Raw genomic sequence first — 20,311 nt, 5'->3', positions numbered from 1 at the left:
CACAATGTCTGGACAAATAAAAGCTGCATGCTTTTCAGAATATGACAAACTTGAACAAGTGGTGTTATGTGAACCGAAGTACATGACGATTGTAGATACAATTAATGAAACACAAAAGCATTATGAAAAAGAAGGAATTAATATAGATACAGCCATGAAACAGCACAGACATTTTGTCAGTGCATTAAAGGATCAGGGAATCAATGTGGTTTTGCTGCCCTCGCTTGAAAAATATCCTGAACAGGTTTTTACCCGTGATATCGGATTTACACTTGGAGAAAAGGTATATGTTGCAGAAATGGCGGCAGACATTCGGCAAGGAGAAGAAAATGTTCTGAAGCAATGGCTGGAAGTAAACCAGGTTCCTTTTTACAATCTTACGGGAGACCGCATAGAGGGAGGAGACGTCCTGATCGATGGCCAAACGATATTTGCAGGAGTGAGCAGCCGTACCCACGAAGAAGCGATCGAGCATCTTCGCAGCCTTATGCCCGATTATGATGTTGTATCCATCCCTTTCACTGATACATATCTGCATCTTGATTGTGTATTCAATATTATTTCACCGGAGGAAGCTCTTATCTTTCCGGGAGAGATCCATGGGGAAAAAGTCAAAATGCTGGAATCACGCTATGATTTAATAAAAGTATCGGAAGAGGAGCAATTCACGCTCGGAACCAACGTCCTCTCTATCGGCAATAAAAAAATCTTCAGTCTACCGATTAATAAGAATGTCAATAAAGAGCTCAGGTCCAGGGGCTATGAAGTCATTGAGGTAGACATTACTGAAATCATTAAATCCGGAGGTGCCTTCCGCTGCTGCACGATGCCTGTTAGGCGCAGTAAAGGGTAGATCTCCTGCCTCAATGAAACGGAATAATGATTATAGACTCTCTTGGAAACCGCCTTTTTTGTGATTAACCGCTGTTTTCTCTTAGGCATGTTTGGGAGTTAATCCTCGTGATTAACTCCCATTTTCTCTTGAGCATTTTCATTTTGGGCATTATTCATACTGATTAACTCCCATTTTCTCTTGACCACCTTCATTTTGGGCGTTATTCACATTGATTAACTCTCATTTTCTCTTGTGCCTCCTCATTTTGGGCTTTATTGCCACTGATTAACTCCCATTTTCTCTTGAGCACCTTCATTTTGGGCGTAATTCCCCCTGATTAACTCCCATTTTCTCTTGACCACCTTCATTTTGGGCGTTATTCACATTGATTAACTCCCATTTTCTCTTGAGCATTTTCATTTTGGGCATTATTCATACTGATTAACTCCCATTTTCTCTTGACCACCTTCATTTTGGGCGTTATTACATTGATTAACTCCCATTTTCTCTTGAGCCTCCTCATTTTGGGCTTTATTGCCACTGATTAACTCCCATTTTCTCTTGAGCACTTTCATTTTGGGCTATTCCCCCTGATTAACTCCCATTTTCTCTTGACCACCTTCATTCTGGGGGTAATTCCCACTAATCAACAAAAAACAGCCTCTTCTCACCGGAAAGGCTGTTCTCCTTTTTACTTATTCATCATTTCAACGCCAGCGGGCTTGATTTTCCAGATATCCCGTGCATATTCGCTGATTGTGCGGTCGCTGGAAAAGTATCCTGAACCGGCAATGTTCATTAAGCTCATTTTAAGCCAATGTTCCCGACCCTCATATGCTTTCCCGGCTTCTTTCTGGATATTGACATAGGAAGCAAAATCCCTCAACACAAAGTATTGGTCATTTTCCATCAGCAGTGAGTCAAAAATGGGCTCGAACTCATCATCGGCGTCCGGGAAAAATCCATTCACGAGCTGGTCGGCAACCTGGCGGATTCGTTTATCATGATGATAATACTCTCTGGAATTATATCCGCCATTCTGGTGATAACTGAGAACCTCATCTGCCGTTAAGCCAAAGATGAAAATATTGTCATCCCCTGCTTTTTCTTTTATCTCAATATTGGCTCCATCCAGCGTGCCCACTGTCAAAGCACCATTCATCATGAATTTCATATTGCCTGTACCGGAAGCTTCCTTGCTTGCCGTTGAAATTTGCTCGCTGATATCCGCAGCCGGAAAAATTTCCTCCGCCAGCGAAACCCGGTAATTTTCCATGAAGATAACCTTTAGAATATCTCTTGTCTGCGGGTCATTGTTCACCTTTACAGCAACGGTATTAATTAATTTAATGATTTTCTTTGCATAGTAATAGCCCGGCGAAGCTTTTGCCCCGAAAATAAATGTCCGCGGGTGCATGCGGAAATTGGAGTCTTCCTTCAGCCTATTATATAAATGCATAACATGAAGAATATTTAACAGCTGGCGCTTATAAGCATGCAGACGCTTAACCTGAATGTCAAAAATGGAAGACGTATCAACCACAATGCCCTGCTGCTCCTGGATGCGCTTCGCCAATCTTTCCTTGTTCAATTGCTTAACCTGATGCAGCTGATCAAGGAAAACTCTATCATTCTTAAAATCTGCCAGTTCGTGAAGCTTTTCCGGTTCCCGAATCCAGCCAGCCCCAATGCCCTCATTAATAAGATCGGACAAAAGCGGATTGGCTTTCAGGAGCCATCTTCTATGTGTGATCCCATTGGTTTTATTATTAAATTTCTCAGGAAAAATGTCATAAAACTGATTCATTTCCCGCTTCTTTAAGATTTCTGTATGAAGTGCAGCTACACCATTTACGCTGGAGCTGCCGACAAGGGCAAGGTGTGCCATCTTAACCTGGTCATGTGCGATGATCGCCATATCCTCAATCCGCTTCCAGTCACCCGGGTATCTGTTCCAAAGTTCGCTGCAAAAGCGCTCATTAATTTCATTCACTATCATGTAAATCCGCGGAAGCAAAGGCTGGAAAATACGGATAGGCCATTTCTCCAAAGCCTCTGAAAGAGTAGTATGATTCGTATAGGCAATCGTCCGGACAGTAATGTCCCAGGCTTCCTCCCAGCCCATTCCCTCTTCATCCAGCAGGATTCTCATAAGTTCAGGAATGGCAAGGACCGGATGTGTATCATTAATATGAATGCTCACAAAATCATGGAAATCTCTTAAACTATTATGCTGCTTTCGATAGGAACGCACAATGGAACGGATACTGGCTGAAACAAGAAAGTATTGCTGCTTCAGCCTTAAAATCTTCCCTTCATCATGGGTATCATCAGGATAAAGAAACTCCGAAACAGATTCGGTTTCCCGTTTATATTTTAAAATATCATGATTTACAGGATAAGGAGAGGGTTCAGCATTCCAAAGCCTGAGAGTGTTAATTGTATCTGTTTTATATCCAGCGACAGGCATATCGTAAGGAACAGCCGAAATTGTCTCAGCATTCACATGGCGGAAAACAAGCCTGCCGTTGTCCTCTGCTGTTTCGACTTTGCCCCAAAAAGGAACTTCAATCGCCAGGTCTGCTTTTCTTACTTCCCAGACATGACCGTTCCGCAGCCACTGCTCCGGAAGCTCCACCTGATAGCCATCCACAATTTTCTGCTCAAATAGTCCATGCTTATAGCGAATTCCGCAGCCATGGCCGGGAAGATTCAAGGATGCAAGTGAATCCATAAAGCAAGCTGCCAGACGTCCCAGCCCGCCGTTTCCAAGCCCTGCATCTGCCTCGATTTCTTCAAGACGGTTCAAGTCAATTCCCAGATCTGCGAGGCCCTCTTTAACAACCTGCTCAATTCCCAGATTGATCAGATTATGATGAAGCAGGCGTCCCAATAAAAACTCGATGGATAAGTAATACACCTGCTTTTCACGGTCGATGCGGTACCGCTCATTTGTATTAATCCACTCTGTGCTCACATGTTCCCTGATCATATTTCCGAGTGTGAAGTAATGATCTCTTTCTGTGCTTTCACCAAAGCTTTTACCGCATGTCATCTCCAGTTTCTTCAGGAATTCCTCTTTGAACTCATCGCGATCAGAAAACATGGCTTTCACTCCTTGAAACAAGGTCTGCATATAGCTGATTGTATTTGAAAGCGGATTGCGCCCAGCTATTATCCATTCCCATTGCATTTTTCATAATTTGCTCCCATATTTTGCTGTCACCGAAAAAGCTTACTGCTCTTCTAATAGTGTACAGCATATCATGGGCATTAAAATGGCTGAAGGAAAAACCGTTGCCTTCTCCTGTGTATTCATTATAAGAATGAACAGTATCATTTAATCCGCCTGTTTCCCTGACGATGGGAATGGATCCATACCTCATGGCAATCATCTGTCCTAAACCGCATGGCTCAAATTGTGAAGGCATTAAGAATAAATCGGACCCTGCATAGAATTCATGTGCAAGCCCCTCATCAAACCCAATAAATGCTTTGCACTTATCGGGGTACCCCGCTTCCATCTCCCTGAAAAATTGCTCAAACTCAGGATCCCCAGTTCCTAAAACTAGAACTTGTATATCATCCTGCATTAGCTCATGGAACACACATTTAACAAGGTCCAGGCCCTTTTGTTTTGTCAGTCTCGTAACCATGGCTATCAGAGGAACCTCTTCCTTTACCGGCAGGCTGAATTTTTTCTGAAGATGCATCTTATTCTCTTTTTTAATCTGAAGCTTTTCAAAGGCATAATTTTCTTTTATAAATGGATCCTTCTCAGGATTATAAAACTCATCATCAATCCCATTTAGGATTCCTTCCAAATCATAAGCTCTGCGCTTCAGCAAATCATGCAGTTTCTCTCCGTAATATTTCGTTTGAATTTCATCTTTATAAGTAGGGCTGACTGTTGTAATTTTATCAGCAGCGACAAGTCCGCCCTTCATAAAATTGATATTTCCGAAGAATTCAAGCTTATCTGGATGAAAATGGCTATAGTCAAGCCCTAATAAATCTCCTAAAGCACTCCCCGGCATGATTCCCTGAAACTGAAGATTATGAATGGTGAAGACTGTCCGAATGAACTCATACCCCTTTTTCGCACGATACTCAACCCTCAGCAGAAAAGGAATCATCCCAGTATGCCAATCATGGCTGTGAATAACATCCGGATAGAAATCAATATGCTGAAGAGCATCCAGCACGGCGCGGTTAAAATAGGCAAACCTCTCTCCATCATCGTAATACCCGTATAATTTTTCACGGTTGAAGTAGTATTCATTATCAACAAAATAGAATACGATTCCCTGATGCTCAAGTTCTTCAATTCCGCAAAACTGGTTTCTCCATCCTACCTGAACTGTAAACTCGCACTTTTTAGACATTTTCTTTTTTAAATCATCTGATATGGAACCATACTTAGGAAGAATAACCCGTACGTCAGTCCCCTGCTTTGCAAGTTCTTTCGGGAGAGAACCGGCTACATCAGCAAGACCTCCGGATTTAACGAATGGAACACATTCAGAAACAGCAAACAATACTTTCACGAGTTCATCAGCGCTCCTTGTACGGTACCTTTGCGAATAACAAGAGGCATTTCATGTCTTCCCTCAATCCTGGCACCGGATTCTACCTTAACATCTTTATCTAAAATAACGGAGTCTAAAACACAGTTTTCTCCAATTTGGGTTTTTTGCATAATTATGCAGTTTTTCACGACTGAGCCCTTGCCAATTTTTACCCCGCGGGAGATAATGCTGTTCTCAACTGTCCCTTCAATCATGCATCCATTCGCAATCATCGAATTCTTTGCGCTTGCACCTTTCATATAACGGGTTGGCGGTTCATCTTTTACTTTTGTATAAATTGGCTGGCTGCGAAGGAAAATATTTTTCCATGCCTCCGGTTCCAATAGGCCCATGCTGGCAGCAAAGTAATTTTCAATGGAATCAATCATGACGGCCAAACCGGCATATTCATAATTGCATATCGTATAGGAATGATGGATGTCTGTAACGACATCACTCATGCATGTGTATCCAGTTTCGTTTCTATTTTCTATTAAGCTAACGAGCAGCGAAGTTTTTACAAGGTACATTTCAAGGGAGCGCCCATCCTGCCGAACAACTGTAATATCACACCCCGTCATAATATGTCTATCTAGAACAGGCCTGAAATCCATATTAAAAACGGTAAAACAGTTTGAGATCAATGCATATTCCTGTTTGCTGCGATAAAAATAATCCAAATTAGCAGCAAAGTGATTGAAAGATCCAATTCCTTTACTTGGACTATCCAGCAAAGGAGATGGGAAAAAGAATAGCCCATCCCTTTTTCTGTTTAGGTCCCAGTTTTTTCCCGAACCAAGATGATCCATTAAAGAGCGATATTGATACTTTGGAAATATGGCAACACTTTCAATATCCGAGTTGACCATATTGGAGAGAACAAAATCGATTAGCCTATAGCGGCCTGCAAACGGAACAGCTGCGAGCGACCTGTGTACTGTCAATTCCTCTAAATCTTCATGGTAGGTTGTTGCGTCTATCACACCAAGCATTCTCTTCTTCATGACATTCCCTCCCGTTTTATTGGCCAGGGGCCGTTTTGGCATCCAGGCTGTGAATTAAGAACAAATTCCCTGTATCATTTCCGGTGTTATCAGAATAATTTCATCATCTTCTTCGGAAGCACTAATCACAACGCCATCAGGTATGTTCAGTCCGCTTGGCACTATCGCCTTTTCAATATAGACATTTTCACCAATTACAGCATCAGGCATGATGACCGATTCACGGATCACAGTATTCTTCCCAACCAGCACCCCTTGAAAAAGCACTGACTTTTCAACTTCCCCTTCAATTGTACAGCCTTCATTTATCAAAGACTCTGCAACCTCAGCTTGAGTTGAAATATACTGTGGAGGATGATTCGGATTCACCGAATAGATCCGCCAATCATGATCAAAAAGATTCAGCTCGCATTCATCATCCAATAAATCCATATTTGCCTCCCACAGGCTCTTGACTGTACCGACATCCTTCCAATAGCCATTGAACGGGTATGCGAACAGCTTTTTATTTTCGTCAAGCATTAATGGAATGATATCCTTTCCAAAGTCATGAGTGGACTCCGGATTGCGGTCATCCATTTCCAGATATTCTTTTAAAACAGACCAATTAAAAATATATATTCCCATGGAGGCAAGATTATTTTTTGGATATGCTGGTTTTTCCTCAAATTCTGCGACCCGCATCTCCTCATCCGTGTTCATGATTCCGAACCTGCTTGCCTCCGGCCAAGGTACTTCAATTACAGAAATAGTCGCATCCGCGCCTTTTTCAATATGATAATTCAGCATCAGCTCATAATTCATTTTATAAATATGATCACCGGATAAAATCAGGACATATTCCGGATCATATTGCTTTAGATAATTGAGGTTTTGATAAATAGCACTTGCTGTTCCCGTATACCACTTGACTTCCGATGATTCACTGTAAGGGGGCAGCACTGTCACACCGCCGTTCTTTCTATCAAGATCCCATGCGCTGCCTATGCCAATATACGAATTCAGAACCAGCGGCTGGTATTGGGTAAGAACACCGACTGTATCAATTCCGGAATTGGTGCAATTGCTCAATGTAAAATCAATAATCCGGTATTTCCCTCCAAATGGCACTGCAGGTTTCGCAAGACTTTTTGTTAGAGAACTAAGCCTGCTCCCTTTCCCTCCTGCTAATAACATTGCGACGCACTTTTTCTTTCCCATTTCCCTTCCTCTCCTTCCGATGTTTTACAGGGCGTAAGATTGAAATGCCAAATGGCGGAATAGACATTTCCAAACTGAACGGCTTGCCGTGAAACTCTTTTTCCTCAGTCTTAAGGACCCTCTTGTTGGTGCTATTTGATCCTCCAAAGCTATCACTATCACTGTTGAGTATTTCCCTATAAGACCCCGCCTTTGGAATTCCAATACGATAATTAGGGTAGAAAGCAGGTGTGAAATTGCAGACAATCACAAGAAAATCATCCACTTTTGAGCCTTTTCTGATAAAGGAAAAGATGGATTGGTCTGCATTATGACAATCAATCCATTCAAAGCCATCCTGAAGGTGATCAAGCTCAAAAAGAGCCTTTGAACGTTTATAAACCTTTATTAATTCTTTCACATAATCATTTGCTTTTTTATGCATCTCGTAATCAAGCAGATGCCAATCAAGCTGTTCTTTGTCTTTCCATTCGGAAAACTGCCCAAGTTCGCTCCCCATGAAAAGAAGCTTCTTGCCGGGGTGGGCAATCATGTAGCCAAGCAGGAGCCTGAATTGCGCAAATTTTTGCCAGTAATCTCCGGGCATTTTATCAAGCAGCGATTTCTTTCCATGGACAACTTCATCATGTGAAAAAGGAAGTATGAAGTTTTCCGTAAAAGCATACAAAAGCGAAAAAGTCATCTTTCCATGAACATCAGATCGTCTCTCAGGTGCTGTTTCCATATATGTAAGAACGTCATTCATCCAGCCCATATTCCACTTGTAATGAAAACCCAGCCCTCCATAATGGACTGGTGCAGTCACTTGCGGCCAATCTGTTGAATCCTCTGCCATCATAAGAAAGGAAGAATCATATTGCGAAACAACTATATTTAAGTTTTGCAGAAAACGGGTGCCGAATGGATTTTCTGTCTTTCCATCCCGGTTAGGCCAATAGATAATATTAGCCACCGCATCAACCCGGAAGCCATCAATATGATATTTTTCCATCCAAAAAACAGCGTTGGAAATAAGAAAGCTTTGAATTTCATTTTTGCTGAGGTCAAAATTAGCAGTCCCCCATACTCGGTTCTCTCTGTCGCCTTCTGTTTCATACTCATACAAATACGATCCATCAAACTGGTAAAGGCCGTGGGCATCTTTGCAGAAGTGTCCCGGTACCCAGTCCAGAATGACCCCAACACCCTGCTGATGGCACTGATCAACAAAATACATAAAATCATGCGGGTTGCCGTAACGGCTTGTAACAGAGTAATAACCTGTTCCCTGATAGCCCCAGGAAGCGTCGAGCGGATGCTCAATTAGAGGAAGCAATTCTATATGCGTAAACCCATGCTCCACCACATAAGGAATGAGTTCATCTGCAAGCTCCCTGTATGTAAACAGACTTCCAGACTCTTTTTGCTTCCACGAACCCAGATGAACTTCATAAATGACTGCAGGCTCCGTATAAATAGGCTTCATTTCTTTTTTTTGCATCCATTTGCTGTCATTCCACTGATATCCGTCAAGCGAATATACTATAGATGCTGTATTGGGCCTTACTTCTGAAAAAAAGCTATAAGGATCAGCCTTTAATACCACATCCCCTTTCTTTGTTTCAATTTCATACTTATACAAGGCACCTTCCATGTTTCCATCCAGCTGAATAAACCAGACACCTTCATTATTCACTCTATGTAAGGTATAGCCTTCTCCATTCCAATCATTAAAATCACCGACTAATCTGATAATTTCAGCGTTCGGTGCCCATACGCAAAAACGGGTAATCACTTCTCCGCCATTTGAAACTACATGTGCACCAAATAACTGGTGACTCTCATAATATGTCCCTTCATGGAACAAATGCAGCTGGTAATCGGTTGGAACCAAAGTATCCACTACCATCCTTCTCCCCACCCAGTGTCGTTTCTTTTGACTTTCCTGTTATATTCGTGAGACGTGAGAAAAATCCTTGTAAAAGTTTTTTTAATTTTATGACAACAACATTCAAATCCCGTTAAAAACCGATAGCATTCTGCCCAATTTAACAGTCTTCGACATAATCTCCGGTAAACTTAGACAAAATAAAACAAAGTATGCAAGCAAAAAATGAAAGGAGAATAATATTTTGAGCAATAAAGAAGAGGAATTTTTATTAAACGAGGCATCAAAAGATGAAATAAGAATTCCGATATTTGAAGCACCGGATGGAAAGATTATGGCCACAGGGGATATGTTTAGAGGTCCCTATACGGGAATATCTTCTGAAATCGATTTGAATAATCCAGGCAATAAATTAAGCAAGGAAGAAGAGAGGTTTGATTAAAAAACAGAGAAGCAACTAACCGAGGGCAGGCTGGAACAGAAAAGACAACAAAAAAGCTGCCAACAAATTGTTGACAGCTTTTTTGTATGACCCCTACGGGATTCGAACCCGTGTTACCGCCGTGAAAGGGCGGTGTCTTAACCGCTTGACCAAGGGGCCAATATGGCGGAGAAGGAGGGATTTGAACCCTCGCGCCGGTTACCCGACCTACACCCTTAGCAGGGGCGCCTCTTCAGCCACTTGAGTACTTCCCCATATATGGCTCCGCAGGTAGGATTCGAACCTACGACCGTTCGGTTAACAGCCGAATGCTCTACCACTGAGCTACTGCGGAACAATAATATAAAATGGTGGGCCTAAATGGACTCGAACCATCGACCTCACGCTTATCAGGCGTGCGCTCTAACCAGCTGAGCTATAGGCCCATTTTGGAGCGGGTGAAGGGAATCGAACCCTCATCATCAGCTTGGAAGGCTGAGGTTTTACCACTAAACTACACCCGCATAAGGTTCTAAAATGGTGGCTCAGGACGGAATCGAACCGCCGACACAAGGATTTTCAGTCCTTTGCTCTACCGACTGAGCTACTGAGCCATATATTATTTATTTTTTGTAAAAATGGCGGTCCGGACGGGACTCGAACCCGCGACCTCCTGCGTGACAGGCAGGCATTCTAACCAACTGAACTACCGGACCAGATTGCGGGGGCAGGATTTGAACCTGCGACCTTCGGGTTATGAGCCCGACGAGCTACCGGACTGCTCCACCCCGCGATAATATTATTAAATATATGGAGGAGGAAAGGGGATTCGAACCCCTGCGCGGTTTGACCCGCCTGTCGGTTTTCAAGACCGATCCCTTCAGCCGGACTTGGGTATTCCTCCGTAGAAATGAAAGTGGTGGACCTTGTAGGACTCGAACCTACGACCGGACGGTTATGAGCCGTCTGCTCTAACCAGCTGAGCTAAAGGTCCAGCATCGATGAATTAAATGGTAGCGGCGGAGGGGATCGAACCCCCGACCTCACGGGTATGAACCGTACGCTCTAGCCAGCTGAGCTACACCGCCGAAGTGTTAAAATATTTATGGTGGAGCCTAGCGGGATCGAACCGCTGACCTCCTGCGTGCAAAGCAGGCGCTCTCCCAGCTGAGCTAAGGCCCCAATAATAAATGGTCGGGAAGACAGGATTCGAACCTGCGACCCCTTGGTCCCAAACCAAGTGCTCTACCAAGCTGAGCTACTCCCCGTATATAATGGCGCGCCCGAGAGGAGTCGAACCCCTAACCTTTTGATCCGTAGTCAAACGCTCTATCCAATTGAGCTACGGGCGCAATGTTAAATTCTACTGGTGCCGAGGACCGGAATCGAACCGGTACGGTAGTCACCTACCGCAGGATTTTAAGTCCTGTGCGTCTGCCAGTTCCGCCACCCCGGCAATAAATGGAGCGGAAGACGGGATTCGAACCCGCGACCCCCACCTTGGCAAGGTGATGTTCTACCACTGAACTACTTCCGCATAAAGAATGGTGCGGGTGAAGGGAGTCGAACCCCCACGCCTTGCGGCGCCAGATCCTAAGTCTGGTGCGTCTGCCAATTCCGCCACACCCGCAATATGAAATTAAAATGGTGAGCCATGAAGGACTCGAACCTTCGACCCTCTGATTAAAAGTCAGATGCTCTACCGACTGAGCTAATGGCTCATAATTTTATGAGACTACCTAAAGCCTGTTATGTGCAGTCAGATGTTCCAAAGCTAAACGCTTTGTCACAGATTGCTATTCGGATGTAGAAATTCACTGATGCTGCAATCTGCTCTACCGACTGAGCTAATGGCTCGTTGAAATGGTGCCGGCGAGAGGACTTGAACCCCCAACCTACTGATTACAAGTCAGTTGCTCTACCAATTGAGCTACACCGGCAGCTTGTACATTTAAATTAATGGTGGAGGATGACGGGATCGAACCGCCGACCCTCTGCTTGTAAGGCAGATGCTCTCCCAGCTGAGCTAATCCTCCATTATTAACGCCCGGCAGCGTCCTACTCTCACAAGGGGACAGCCCCTAACTACCATCGGCGCTGAGAAGCTTAACTTCCGTGTTCGGTATGGGAACGGGTGTGACCTTCTCGCTATCGCCACCAGACTATTTTCCAAAGACAAGTTTTATTATACCGTCTTTTTAGGATTTTTCAAGAGAAAATTTCATATTTTTCATTCTCTCAAAACTAGATAATGCATGAAGAAGCATTTGCCGAGTATTCACCAATGACTTGGTTAAGTCCTCGATCGATTAGTATCAGTCAGCTCCACATGTCGCCACGCTTCCACCTCTGACCTATCAACCTGATCATCTTTCAGGGATCTTACTAGCTTGACGCTATGGGAAATCTCATCTCGAGGGGGGCTTCATGCTTAGATGCTTTCAGCACTTATCCCTTCCGCACATAGCTACCCAGCGATGCCTTTGGCAAGACAACTGGTACACCAGCGGTGCGTCCATCCCGGTCCTCTCGTACTAAGGACAGCTCCTCTCAAATTTCCTGCGCCCACGACGGATAGGGACCGAACTGTCTCACGACGTTCTGAACCCAGCTCGCGTACCGCTTTAATGGGCGAACAGCCCAACCCTTGGGACCGACTACAGCCCCAGGATGCGATGAGCCGACATCGAGGTGCCAAACCTCCCCGTCGATGTGGACTCTTGGGGGAGATAAGCCTGTTATCCCCGGGGTAGCTTTTATCCGTTGAGCGATGGCCCTTCCATGCGGAACCACCGGATCACTAAGCCCGACTTTCGTCCCTGCTCGACTTGTAGGTCTCGCAGTCAAGCTCCCTTGTGCCTTTACACTCTGCGAATGATTTCCAACCATTCTGAGGGAACCTTTGGGCGCCTCCGTTACTTTTTAGGAGGCGACCGCCCCAGTCAAACTGCCCACCTGACACTGTCTCCCGCCCCGATAAGGGGCGCGGGTTAGAATTTCAATACAGCCAGGGTAGTATCCCACCGACGCCTCCACCGAAGCTGGCGCTCCGGCTTCTCAGGCTCCTACCTATCCTGTACAAGCTGTACCAAAATTCAATATCAGGCTACAGTAAAGCTCCACGGGGTCTTTCCGTCCTGTCGCGGGTAACCTGCATCTTCACAGGTACTATAATTTCACCGAGTCTCTCGTTGAGACAGTGCCCAGATCGTTACGCCTTTCGTGCGGGTCGGAACTTACCCGACAAGGAATTTCGCTACCTTAGGACCGTTATAGTTACGGCCGCCGTTTACTGGGGCTTCGATTCAAAGCTTCGCTTGCGCTAACCTCTCCTCTTAACCTTCCAGCACCGGGCAGGCGTCAGCCCCTATACTTCGCCTTGCGGCTTCGCAGAGACCTGTGTTTTTGCTAAACAGTCGCCTGGGCCTATTCACTGCGGCTCATCAGGGCTATTCACCCTAATGAGCACCCCTTCTCCCGAAGTTACGGGGTCATTTTGCCGAGTTCCTTAACGAGAGTTCTCTCGCTCACCTTAGGATTCTCTCCTCGCCTACCTGTGTCGGTTTGCGGTACGGGCACCTTTTCCCTCGCTAGAGGCTTTTCTTGGCAGTGTGGAATCAGGAACTTCGGTACTAAATTTCCCTCGCCGTCACAGCTCAGCCTATGTGGTAACGGGATTTGCCTCGTTACCGGCCTAACTGCTTGGACACGCTAATCCAGCAGCGTGCTTACCCTATCCTCCTGCGTCCCCCCATTGCTCAAACGGTAAAGAGGTGGTACAGGAATATCAACCTGTTGTCCATCGCCTACGCTTTTCAGCCTCGGCTTAGGTCCCGACTAACCCTGAGCGGACGAGCCTTCCTCAGGAAACCTTAGGCATTCGGTGGATGGGATTCTCACCCATCTTTCGCTACTCATACCGGCATTCTCACTTCTAAGCGCTCCACGGGTCCTTGCGATCCCGCTTCAACGCCCTTAGAACGCTCTCCTACCACTGACATCGTAAGATGTCAATCCACAGCTTCGGTGATACGTTTAGCCCCGGTACATTTTCGGCGCGGAGTCACTCGACCAGTGAGCTATTACGCACTCTTTAAATGGTGGCTGCTTCTAAGCCAACATCCTGGTTGTCTAAGCAACTCCACATCCTTTTCCACTTAACGTATACTTTGGGACCTTAGCTGGTGGTCTGGGCTGTTTCCCTCTTGACTACGGATCTTATCACTCGCAGTCTGACTCCCATGGATAAGTCTTTGGCATTCGGAGTTTGTCTGAATTCGGTAACCCGATGGGGGCCCCTAGTCCAAACAGTGCTCTACCTCCAAGACTCTTACTACATGAGGCTAGCCCTAAAGCTATTTCGGAGAGAACCAGCTATCTCCAAGTTCGATTGGAATTTCTCCGCTACCCACACCTCATCCCCGCACTTTTCAACGTGCGTGGGTTCGGGCCTCCATCCAGTGTTACCTGGACTTCACCCTGGACATGGGTAGATCACCTGGTTTCGGGTCTACGACCACATACTCATTCGCCCTATTCAGACTCGCTTTCGCTGCGGCTCCGTCTCATCAACTTAACCTCGCATGTAATCGTAACTCGCCGGTTCATTCTACAAAAGGCACGCTATCACCCATTAACGGGCTCTAACTACTTGTAGGCACACGGTTTCAGGATCTCTTTCACTCCCCTTCCGGGGTGCTTTTCACCTTTCCCTCACGGTACTGGTTCACTATCGGTCACTAGGGAGTATTTAGCCTTGGGAGATGGTCCTCCCTGCTTCCGACGGGATTTCTCGTGTCCCGCCGTACTCAGGATCCACTCTGGAGGGAACGAAGTTTCAACTACAGGGCTTTTACCTTCTCTGGCCGGCCTTTCCAGACCTGTTCATTTACCTCGTTCCTTTGTAACTCCGTGTAGAGTGTCCTACAACCCCAAGAGGCAAGCCTCTTGGTTTGGGCTAATCCCGTTTCGCTCGCCGCTACTCAGGGAATCGCGTTTGCTTTCTCTTCCTCCGGGTACTTAGATGTTTCAGTTCCCCGGGTCTGCCTTCTATACCCTATGTATTCAGGTAAAGATCCTATCCCATTACGGATAGGGGGTTTCCCCATTCGGAAATCTCCGGATCAAAGCTTACTTACAGCTCCCCGAAGCATATCGGTGTTAGTACCGTCCTTCATCGGCTCCTAGTGCCAAGGCATTCACCGTGCGCCCTTTCTAACTTAACCTACTTCGGCCGCTGATCGACTGCGGATCTCTGCGTCAGCTCTCTCGCTCCGCTCCTCACGTACTGAAGTACGCTCCGGTGCTCACTCGGTCGCTTCCTTGATCTCCTTGCCGCTCATCGTCCTCATGGTTTGTGCTCTTACTTATTTTCAAAATAAGAGAAAAAAACTAAGATGGCGATCACTCGGTTATTGCTTCTTCATTAACATTATCTAGTTTTCAAAGAACGAATCTTTCATTGAGAGATTGAACTCTCAAAACTGAACGAACAAAACGCGTCACGTTTCATGTAAATATCCTTAGAAAGGAGGTGATCCAGCCGCACCTTCCGATACGGCTACCTTGTTACGACTTCACCCCAATCATCTGTCCCACCTTAGGCGGCTGGCTCCAAAAGGTTACCCCACCGACTTCGGGTGTTACAAACTCTCGTGGTGTGACGGGCGGTGTGTACAAGGCCCGGGAACGTATTCACCGCGGCATGCTGATCCGCGATTACTAGCGATTCCGGCTTCATGCAGGCGAGTTGCAGCCTGCAATCCGAACTGAGAATGGTTTTATGGGATTCGCTTAACCTCGCGGTCTCGCAGCCCTTTGTACCATCCATTGTAGCACGTGTGTAGCCCAGGTCATAAGGGGCATGATGATTTGACGTCATCCCCACCTTCCTCCGGTTTGTCACCGGCAGTCACCTTAGAGTGCCCAACTGAATGCTGGCAACTAAGATCAAGGGTTGCGCTCGTTGCGGGACTTAACCCAACATCTCACGACACGAGCTGACGACAACCATGCACCACCTGTCATCCTGTCCCCCGAAGGGGAACGCCCTATCTCTAGGGTTGTCAGGAGATGTCAAGACCTGGTAAGGTTCTTCGCGTTGCTTCGAATTAAACCACATGCTCCACCGCTTGTGCGGGCCCCCGTCAATTCCTTTGAGTTTCAGCCTTGCGGCCGTACTCCCCAGGCGGAGTGCTTAATGCGTTTGCTGCAGCACTAAAGGGCGGAAACCCTCTAACACTTAGCACTCATCGTTTACGGCGTGGACTACCAGGGTATCTAATCCTGTTTGCTCCCCACGCTTTCGCGCCTCAGCGTCAGTTACAGACCAAAGAGTCGCCTTCGCCACTGGTGTTCCTCCACATCTCTACGCATTTCACCGCTACACGTGGAATTCCACTCTTCTCTTCTGCACTCAAGTTCCCCAGTTTCCAATGACCCTCCCCGGTTGAGCCGGGGGCTTTCACATCAGACTTAAGGAACCGCCTGCGCGCGCTTTACGCCCAATAATTCCGGACAACGCTTGCCACCTACGTATTACCGCGGCTGCTGGCACGTAGTTAGCCGTGGCTTTCTGGTTAGGTACCGTCAAGGTACCGGCAGTTACTCCGGTACTTGTTCTTCCCTAACAACAGAGTTTTACGATCCGAAAACCTTCATCACTCACGCGGCGTTGCTCCGTCAGACTTTCGTCCATTGCGGAAGATTCCCTACTGCTGCCTCCCGTAGGAGTCTGGGCCGTGTCTCAGTCCCAGTGTGGCCGATCACCCTCTCAGGTCGGCTACGCATCGTTGCCTTGGTGAGCCGTTACCTCACCAACTAGCTAATGCGCCGCGGGCCCATCTGTAAGTGATAGCCGAAACCATCTTTCAGCTTTCCCTCATGTGAGGGAAAGAATTATCCGGTATTAGCCCCGGTTTCCCGGAGTTATCCCAGTCTTACAGGCAGGTTGCCCACGTGTTACTCACCCGTCCGCCGCTGACTTCAGGGAGCAAGCTCCCATCTGTCCGCTCGACTTGCATGTATTAGGCACGCCGCCAGCGTTCGTCCTGAGCCAGGATCAAACTCTCCATATAAGAGTTGATTAAGCTCATAAGTTGTCTTTTCAAAAAAGACTAAAGAATTAACGTTGACGTTTTTGTTCGTTCAGTTTTCAAAGATCAATTTCTCTTTGCTATATTTTACCTCGTCGCCCGGAAGCGACTTTATCAATATAACATGTTATCCATCAACAAGTCAACAGCTTTTTAAAATGTTTTTTCGCAGTTTAACTTGCCTTGTTGAGGACAAGAATTAATATACCACGACTTATTAAATGTTTGCAATATAATTTTTAAAAATGTTTATCTTTATATTTTCAGTGCATATTAATTATATATCTCTTCTCTATCGATTGCCTTTTTGGGATCAAATTAAAAGACGGTACCTTTACGAAACTGATTTTATTTTAATTGTTCTGCAGCCAGATCTTATAAAGTGTGCATTTTCTTAACATCAGATTTATACGCATTTCACCTGATCTTTTGAAAATTCATTATATCAGTAACATAATTCTCGAAACCTCCATCTCAAATACCCACAAACTTATCCACTGCAAAACACTTATTAATACAGTTGTCAACAAAGTTACTCACAGCATGTGGATAATCTTGTTCACTTTTCCACACTTTTATAAGCTTCTTATAACAATAATTAAATTAATACATATTTTACTGATTAGCCGTCAAAAGGATGAGAAATCAAGTTTTAACAAAATATCAATACAAAGAAATAGTAATAGTTTTGGTTATTTTTCATAAAATCTATTAACTCTACTCTATACGGAAGGTGTGAATGACACTGGAAACCGCAGCACTATATCTATCAGTAATCATGGCCATATTTTTATTTGCTTATGCCTATGCAGAGGGCATTAAAATTGCAAATTCAGATGAAGAGGTTTATGGTGGCACCTTCATCTTTTCAGTTACAGCCGCATTTATTTTTTCTGCTCTGACCTATGTATTCAAATAAAAAAATCTCCCCATTCCCAGGGAGATTTTTCTCTTATATAACTATAGATAGATTATCTACTTATCCGGAAATCGTTGTTTTTTTCTTCAATTCTTTCATCCGAATCCTTCTCTCATCTAATAAGAAGATAGTTATTCCTCCAATTACCACTGTTCCACCAAGAACTTGTGTCCATATAATCGACTCATGAAGCAAATAATAAGCTAGAATTGCAGCACCTACCGGCTCAAATAAGATGGCCATAGAAATAGTTGAGGTGCTTAGCCATTTAAGTGACCAATTAAATAATGTGTGTCCAAGCAGGGTTGGAATTAGAGCCAGCAATATAAAATATACCCAGTCACTGGTTCCATATGGGATTAAAGGTTCATTAACCATTAACACGTAGAATAACAATGTAACAGTACTTATACTGTAGACAACAAAAGTATAGGTAACGAGTGACATCCTTTTTCTGACTGTTTGCCCAAACATTAAGTAGGCTGTTACCAGGGCGCAGGCAATGATTGCAAGTATATCCCCGAACAAAGCAGTCCCGCTGATTTGAAAATCTCCCCAGCTGATAATAATACTGCCCACAATTGCGAGAAGCCCGCTTAATATTGCTTTCCAGGTAAACTTTTCTTTAAAAAAGAAATACGTGCCTGCAAATGCAAATAAGGGCTGCAGTGTTACAAGGACTGTAGAACTGGCTACAGAGGTGTAGTTCAGTGACTCAAACCAAAGAATAAAATGAAAGGCGAGAAACACACCGGCAATGATGGAATAGATCCAATCCCGCCGTGTAATAAGACGAAGTTCCGGAACATACTTTATAAGAAATACAGGCAGCATGAATAGGACAGAAAATAATAACCTGTAAAACGCAATGACTCCCGATGGAGCGCTGGATACCTTCACCAATATGGCTGAGGTTGAGACAGAAATGACACCAATTGCCAGGGCAACATAGGGATTTATTTTTTTATCTGACATTTTTAATACTCCTTGTTTCTGTTTCCTAATAATTAGGGTATATTTCATTTTACAACGTATATTCAAACTTTTACTACGGTTTTATTATAGCAGGATTTTAAAGATCATATTTTGGATATATAATACTTAAAAAAGCGGGAGATATTATGAGCAGTTTAGAGATAGAAATATTAATGAAACTGGGGATTTCAGCAGTGCTTGGTCTTGTTATCGGCCTGGAGAGAGAATTAAAAAGAAAGCCGGTCGGCTTAAAGACAAGTTTAGTTATTTCCATAGTAAGCTGCCTGCTGACTATTGTGTCTATAGAATCGGCTTATATGTTTCCTGGTAATGATGACATCAACATAACGATGGATCCTCTCCGTTTAGCTGCCCAAATTGTCTCAGGCATCGGCTTTTTGGGTGCAGGCGTTATTTTAAGGCGGGGAAATGACAGTATTTCTGGCCTTACAACAGCCGCATTAATTTGGGGGGCAGCAGGAATCGGAATTGCTGTAGGAGCAGGCTTTTATATTGAAGCAATGGCCGGAGTGGCGCTGCTGATTATTTCAGTGGAGGTAATTCCTTTTATCATGGGCTTAATTGGTCCCAAACGCTTAAGAGAAAAAGAAATCAACCTGCAGCTGAAAGTAAGGGATAAAGAAAATATTGCTGATATCATCCCAGCGGTAAAAGACCTTGATATATCTATAAAACATATTCGTATTAAAGACCTAGAAGATGAACATCTGCATCTTGTACAGCTGATAGTTGCCGTCGACTACAAAAGAAGAACAACGGATGTTTATTACAGCGTTTCAAGCATCCCTGGAGTGCAGTGCATGGAAATTGATAGTATGCAGTAAAATTTTTTAATAATTCCTCTTGCAAGATAACTCCGATGTGGTTATAATTTTTCTTGTACCACTACTCGGGGGATTAGCTCAGCTGGGAGAGCGCAACGCTGGCAGCGTTGAGGTCAGGGGTTCGAGCCCCCTATTCTCCATAGAAAAAAGCCTTGTATATCAAGGCTTTTTTTATTTTCGATTCAGAATGTTCGTTATTGTCGCTGGACTGTCACGAAATTTATTTTTGGAGTCTTTATACATTTTGAGGTATTTGTTAATACTAACGCACCCTTTTCTTTATGTAACATTCGTCACAATCTTTGTATATAAAAAGAAATGCATTATCGCCCCAACTCAATTAGAGAGTACTAACTATTCTACTTCACTACCAACAGTAGTATTAGCTCCGTTTATTTACTCGCGATTTTCGAAGGCTTGTCCGCGTGAAACTCCAACACTAATTTTACTATCCTGTGAATTCATTGCCCATTCTAAGTCTGACATTGTGTCTTATCAGCCTACTGGTCTTAGTCTTAATAGGTTGAAAAATTTGCAGATATTAACTGGTTCCTATCCACAAAAAACGTGTTACTCGAGAAGA

General features: G+C 44.6%; 11 protein-coding genes, 21 tRNA genes and 3 rRNA genes. 5 read left to right on the top strand and 30 right to left on the bottom strand.

From position 1 onward, the window contains the following. The first annotated feature begins 4 nt into the window (after window positions 1-4). The gene (locus MKY20_RS07975; RefSeq protein WP_019382990.1) at window positions 5-853 is read left to right on the top strand and encodes a dimethylarginine dimethylaminohydrolase family protein; all 849 of its coding nucleotides are present in this window, start codon (window positions 5-7) and stop codon (window positions 851-853) included. Between the two features lie 410 nt (window positions 854-1,263). Here the strand turns inward: MKY20_RS07975 and MKY20_RS07970 are convergent, their stop codons facing one another. The 6 genes from MKY20_RS07970 to glgB form a co-directional block, all read right to left on the bottom strand. Further along, on the bottom strand, window positions 1,264-1,410 hold the full coding sequence (locus MKY20_RS07970) for a hypothetical protein (protein WP_157380199.1): 147 nt from the start codon (window positions 1,408-1,410) through the stop codon (window positions 1,264-1,266). 116 nt (window positions 1,411-1,526) lie between these two features. Then, window positions 1,527-3,941 (bottom strand): glycogen/starch/alpha-glucan phosphorylase, encoded by a 2,415-nt coding sequence (locus MKY20_RS07965; RefSeq protein WP_251266971.1) that lies wholly within the window; start codon window positions 3,939-3,941, stop codon window positions 1,527-1,529. After that, the gene (gene glgA, locus MKY20_RS07960; RefSeq protein WP_341000865.1) at window positions 3,931-5,382 is read right to left on the bottom strand and encodes a glycogen synthase GlgA; all 1,452 of its coding nucleotides are present in this window, start codon (window positions 5,380-5,382) and stop codon (window positions 3,931-3,933) included. The genes MKY20_RS07965 and glgA overlap by 11 nt, the downstream gene beginning before the upstream one ends. Further along, entirely contained in the window at window positions 5,379-6,407 is a 1,029-nt protein-coding gene (locus tag MKY20_RS07955) for a sugar phosphate nucleotidyltransferase (RefSeq protein ID WP_019382986.1), read from the bottom strand. Before MKY20_RS07955 ends, glgA begins: the two co-directional genes overlap by 4 nt. Window positions 6,408-6,461: 54 nt before the next feature. Further along, the gene (locus tag MKY20_RS07950) at window positions 6,462-7,607 is read right to left on the bottom strand and encodes a glucose-1-phosphate adenylyltransferase (RefSeq protein ID WP_019382985.1); all 1,146 of its coding nucleotides are present in this window, start codon (window positions 7,605-7,607) and stop codon (window positions 6,462-6,464) included. Next, complete coding sequence (gene glgB / locus MKY20_RS07945) at window positions 7,549-9,495, bottom strand: 1,4-alpha-glucan branching enzyme (protein ID WP_251266972.1); 1,947 nt, start codon at window positions 9,493-9,495, stop codon at window positions 7,549-7,551. The genes MKY20_RS07950 and glgB overlap by 59 nt, the downstream gene beginning before the upstream one ends. 223 nt (window positions 9,496-9,718) lie before the next feature. On the opposite strand from glgB, the gene MKY20_RS07940 reads away from it, so the two are divergent. After that, on the top strand, window positions 9,719-9,916 hold the full coding sequence (locus MKY20_RS07940) for a hypothetical protein (protein WP_009333423.1): 198 nt from the start codon (window positions 9,719-9,721) through the stop codon (window positions 9,914-9,916). Window positions 9,917-10,003: 87 nt separating this feature from the next. Here the strand turns inward: MKY20_RS07940 and MKY20_RS07935 are convergent. From MKY20_RS07935 to MKY20_RS07825, 23 genes are all read right to left on the bottom strand, one after another. Next, window positions 10,004-10,075 (bottom strand) — tRNA-Glu (locus tag MKY20_RS07935). 4 nt (window positions 10,076-10,079) lie between these two features. After that, window positions 10,080-10,170, bottom strand: a tRNA-Ser gene (locus tag MKY20_RS07930). Window positions 10,171-10,175: 5 nt separating this feature from the next. Next, window positions 10,176-10,250, bottom strand: a tRNA-Asn gene (locus MKY20_RS07925). 14 nt (window positions 10,251-10,264) lie between these two features. Further along, window positions 10,265-10,341, bottom strand: a tRNA-Ile gene (locus MKY20_RS07920). 4 nt (window positions 10,342-10,345) lie between these two features. Next, window positions 10,346-10,419: transfer RNA gene (locus MKY20_RS07915), tRNA-Gly, on the bottom strand. Between the two features lie 14 nt (window positions 10,420-10,433). Continuing rightward, window positions 10,434-10,509, bottom strand: a tRNA-Phe gene (locus MKY20_RS07910). A gap of 25 nt (window positions 10,510-10,534) precedes the next feature. Next, window positions 10,535-10,611 (bottom strand) — tRNA-Asp (locus MKY20_RS07905). Window positions 10,612-10,614: 3 nt separating this feature from the next. Continuing rightward, window positions 10,615-10,688: transfer RNA gene (locus MKY20_RS07900), tRNA-Met, on the bottom strand. An 18-nt stretch (window positions 10,689-10,706) separates the two neighbouring features. After that, window positions 10,707-10,799 (bottom strand) — tRNA-Ser (locus MKY20_RS07895). A gap of 13 nt (window positions 10,800-10,812) precedes the next feature. Beyond that, a tRNA-Ile gene (locus tag MKY20_RS07890) sits at window positions 10,813-10,889 on the bottom strand. Window positions 10,890-10,906: 17 nt separating this feature from the next. After that, window positions 10,907-10,983 (bottom strand) — tRNA-Met (locus MKY20_RS07885). A gap of 18 nt (window positions 10,984-11,001) precedes the next feature. Beyond that, window positions 11,002-11,077, bottom strand: a tRNA-Ala gene (locus MKY20_RS07880). Window positions 11,078-11,086: 9 nt separating this feature from the next. Next, a tRNA-Pro gene (locus MKY20_RS07875) sits at window positions 11,087-11,163 on the bottom strand. 7 nt (window positions 11,164-11,170) lie between these two features. Continuing rightward, window positions 11,171-11,247, bottom strand: a tRNA-Arg gene (locus MKY20_RS07870). A 15-nt stretch (window positions 11,248-11,262) separates the two neighbouring features. Further along, a tRNA-Leu gene (locus MKY20_RS07865) sits at window positions 11,263-11,351 on the bottom strand. Window positions 11,352-11,357: 6 nt separating this feature from the next. After that, window positions 11,358-11,432 (bottom strand) — tRNA-Gly (locus tag MKY20_RS07860). Window positions 11,433-11,440: 8 nt separating this feature from the next. After that, a tRNA-Leu gene (locus MKY20_RS07855) sits at window positions 11,441-11,525 on the bottom strand. A 15-nt stretch (window positions 11,526-11,540) separates the two neighbouring features. Next, a tRNA-Lys gene (locus tag MKY20_RS07850) sits at window positions 11,541-11,616 on the bottom strand. A gap of 143 nt (window positions 11,617-11,759) precedes the next feature. Beyond that, window positions 11,760-11,835, bottom strand: a tRNA-Thr gene (locus tag MKY20_RS07845). Window positions 11,836-11,855: 20 nt separating this feature from the next. Then, window positions 11,856-11,931: transfer RNA gene (locus MKY20_RS07840), tRNA-Val, on the bottom strand. 9 nt (window positions 11,932-11,940) lie between these two features. Then, window positions 11,941-12,057: ribosomal RNA gene (gene rrf, locus MKY20_RS07835) — 5S ribosomal RNA — on the bottom strand. Between the two features lie 127 nt (window positions 12,058-12,184). Continuing rightward, window positions 12,185-15,120: ribosomal RNA gene (locus tag MKY20_RS07830) — 23S ribosomal RNA — on the bottom strand. A 301-nt stretch (window positions 15,121-15,421) separates the two neighbouring features. Then, window positions 15,422-16,971 (bottom strand): 16S ribosomal RNA (locus MKY20_RS07825). The 16S, 23S and 5S rRNA genes sit together here with 20 tRNA genes alongside, the layout of an rRNA operon. Before the next feature lie 757 nt (window positions 16,972-17,728). On the opposite strand from MKY20_RS07825, the gene MKY20_RS07820 reads away from it, so the two are divergent. Continuing rightward, a complete protein-coding gene (locus MKY20_RS07820) occupies window positions 17,729-17,908 on the top strand; it encodes a hypothetical protein (RefSeq protein ID WP_009331576.1) in 180 nt (59 codons plus the stop codon). 60 nt (window positions 17,909-17,968) lie between these two features. On the opposite strand, the gene MKY20_RS07815 is transcribed toward MKY20_RS07820, so the two are convergent. Beyond that, the gene (locus tag MKY20_RS07815; protein ID WP_009331577.1) at window positions 17,969-18,883 is read right to left on the bottom strand and encodes a DMT family transporter; all 915 of its coding nucleotides are present in this window, start codon (window positions 18,881-18,883) and stop codon (window positions 17,969-17,971) included. A gap of 146 nt (window positions 18,884-19,029) precedes the next feature. On the opposite strand from MKY20_RS07815, the gene MKY20_RS07810 reads away from it, so the two are divergent. Both MKY20_RS07810 and MKY20_RS07805 read left to right on the top strand, forming a co-directional pair. Further along, the gene (locus MKY20_RS07810) at window positions 19,030-19,728 is read left to right on the top strand and encodes an MgtC/SapB family protein (protein WP_009331578.1); all 699 of its coding nucleotides are present in this window, start codon (window positions 19,030-19,032) and stop codon (window positions 19,726-19,728) included. A gap of 67 nt (window positions 19,729-19,795) precedes the next feature. Further along, window positions 19,796-19,868, top strand: a tRNA-Ala gene (locus tag MKY20_RS07805). The last annotated feature ends 443 nt before the right edge of the window (window positions 19,869-20,311 follow it).

The organism is Cytobacillus sp. FSL W8-0315 (assembly GCF_038002905.1).
Taxonomy (GTDB): domain Bacteria; phylum Bacillota; class Bacilli; order Bacillales; family Cytobacillaceae; genus Cytobacillus; species Cytobacillus pseudoceanisediminis.
The sequence above is the reverse complement of the archived record's forward strand: the minus strand, read 5'-3'. Positions and strand labels throughout refer to the sequence as shown.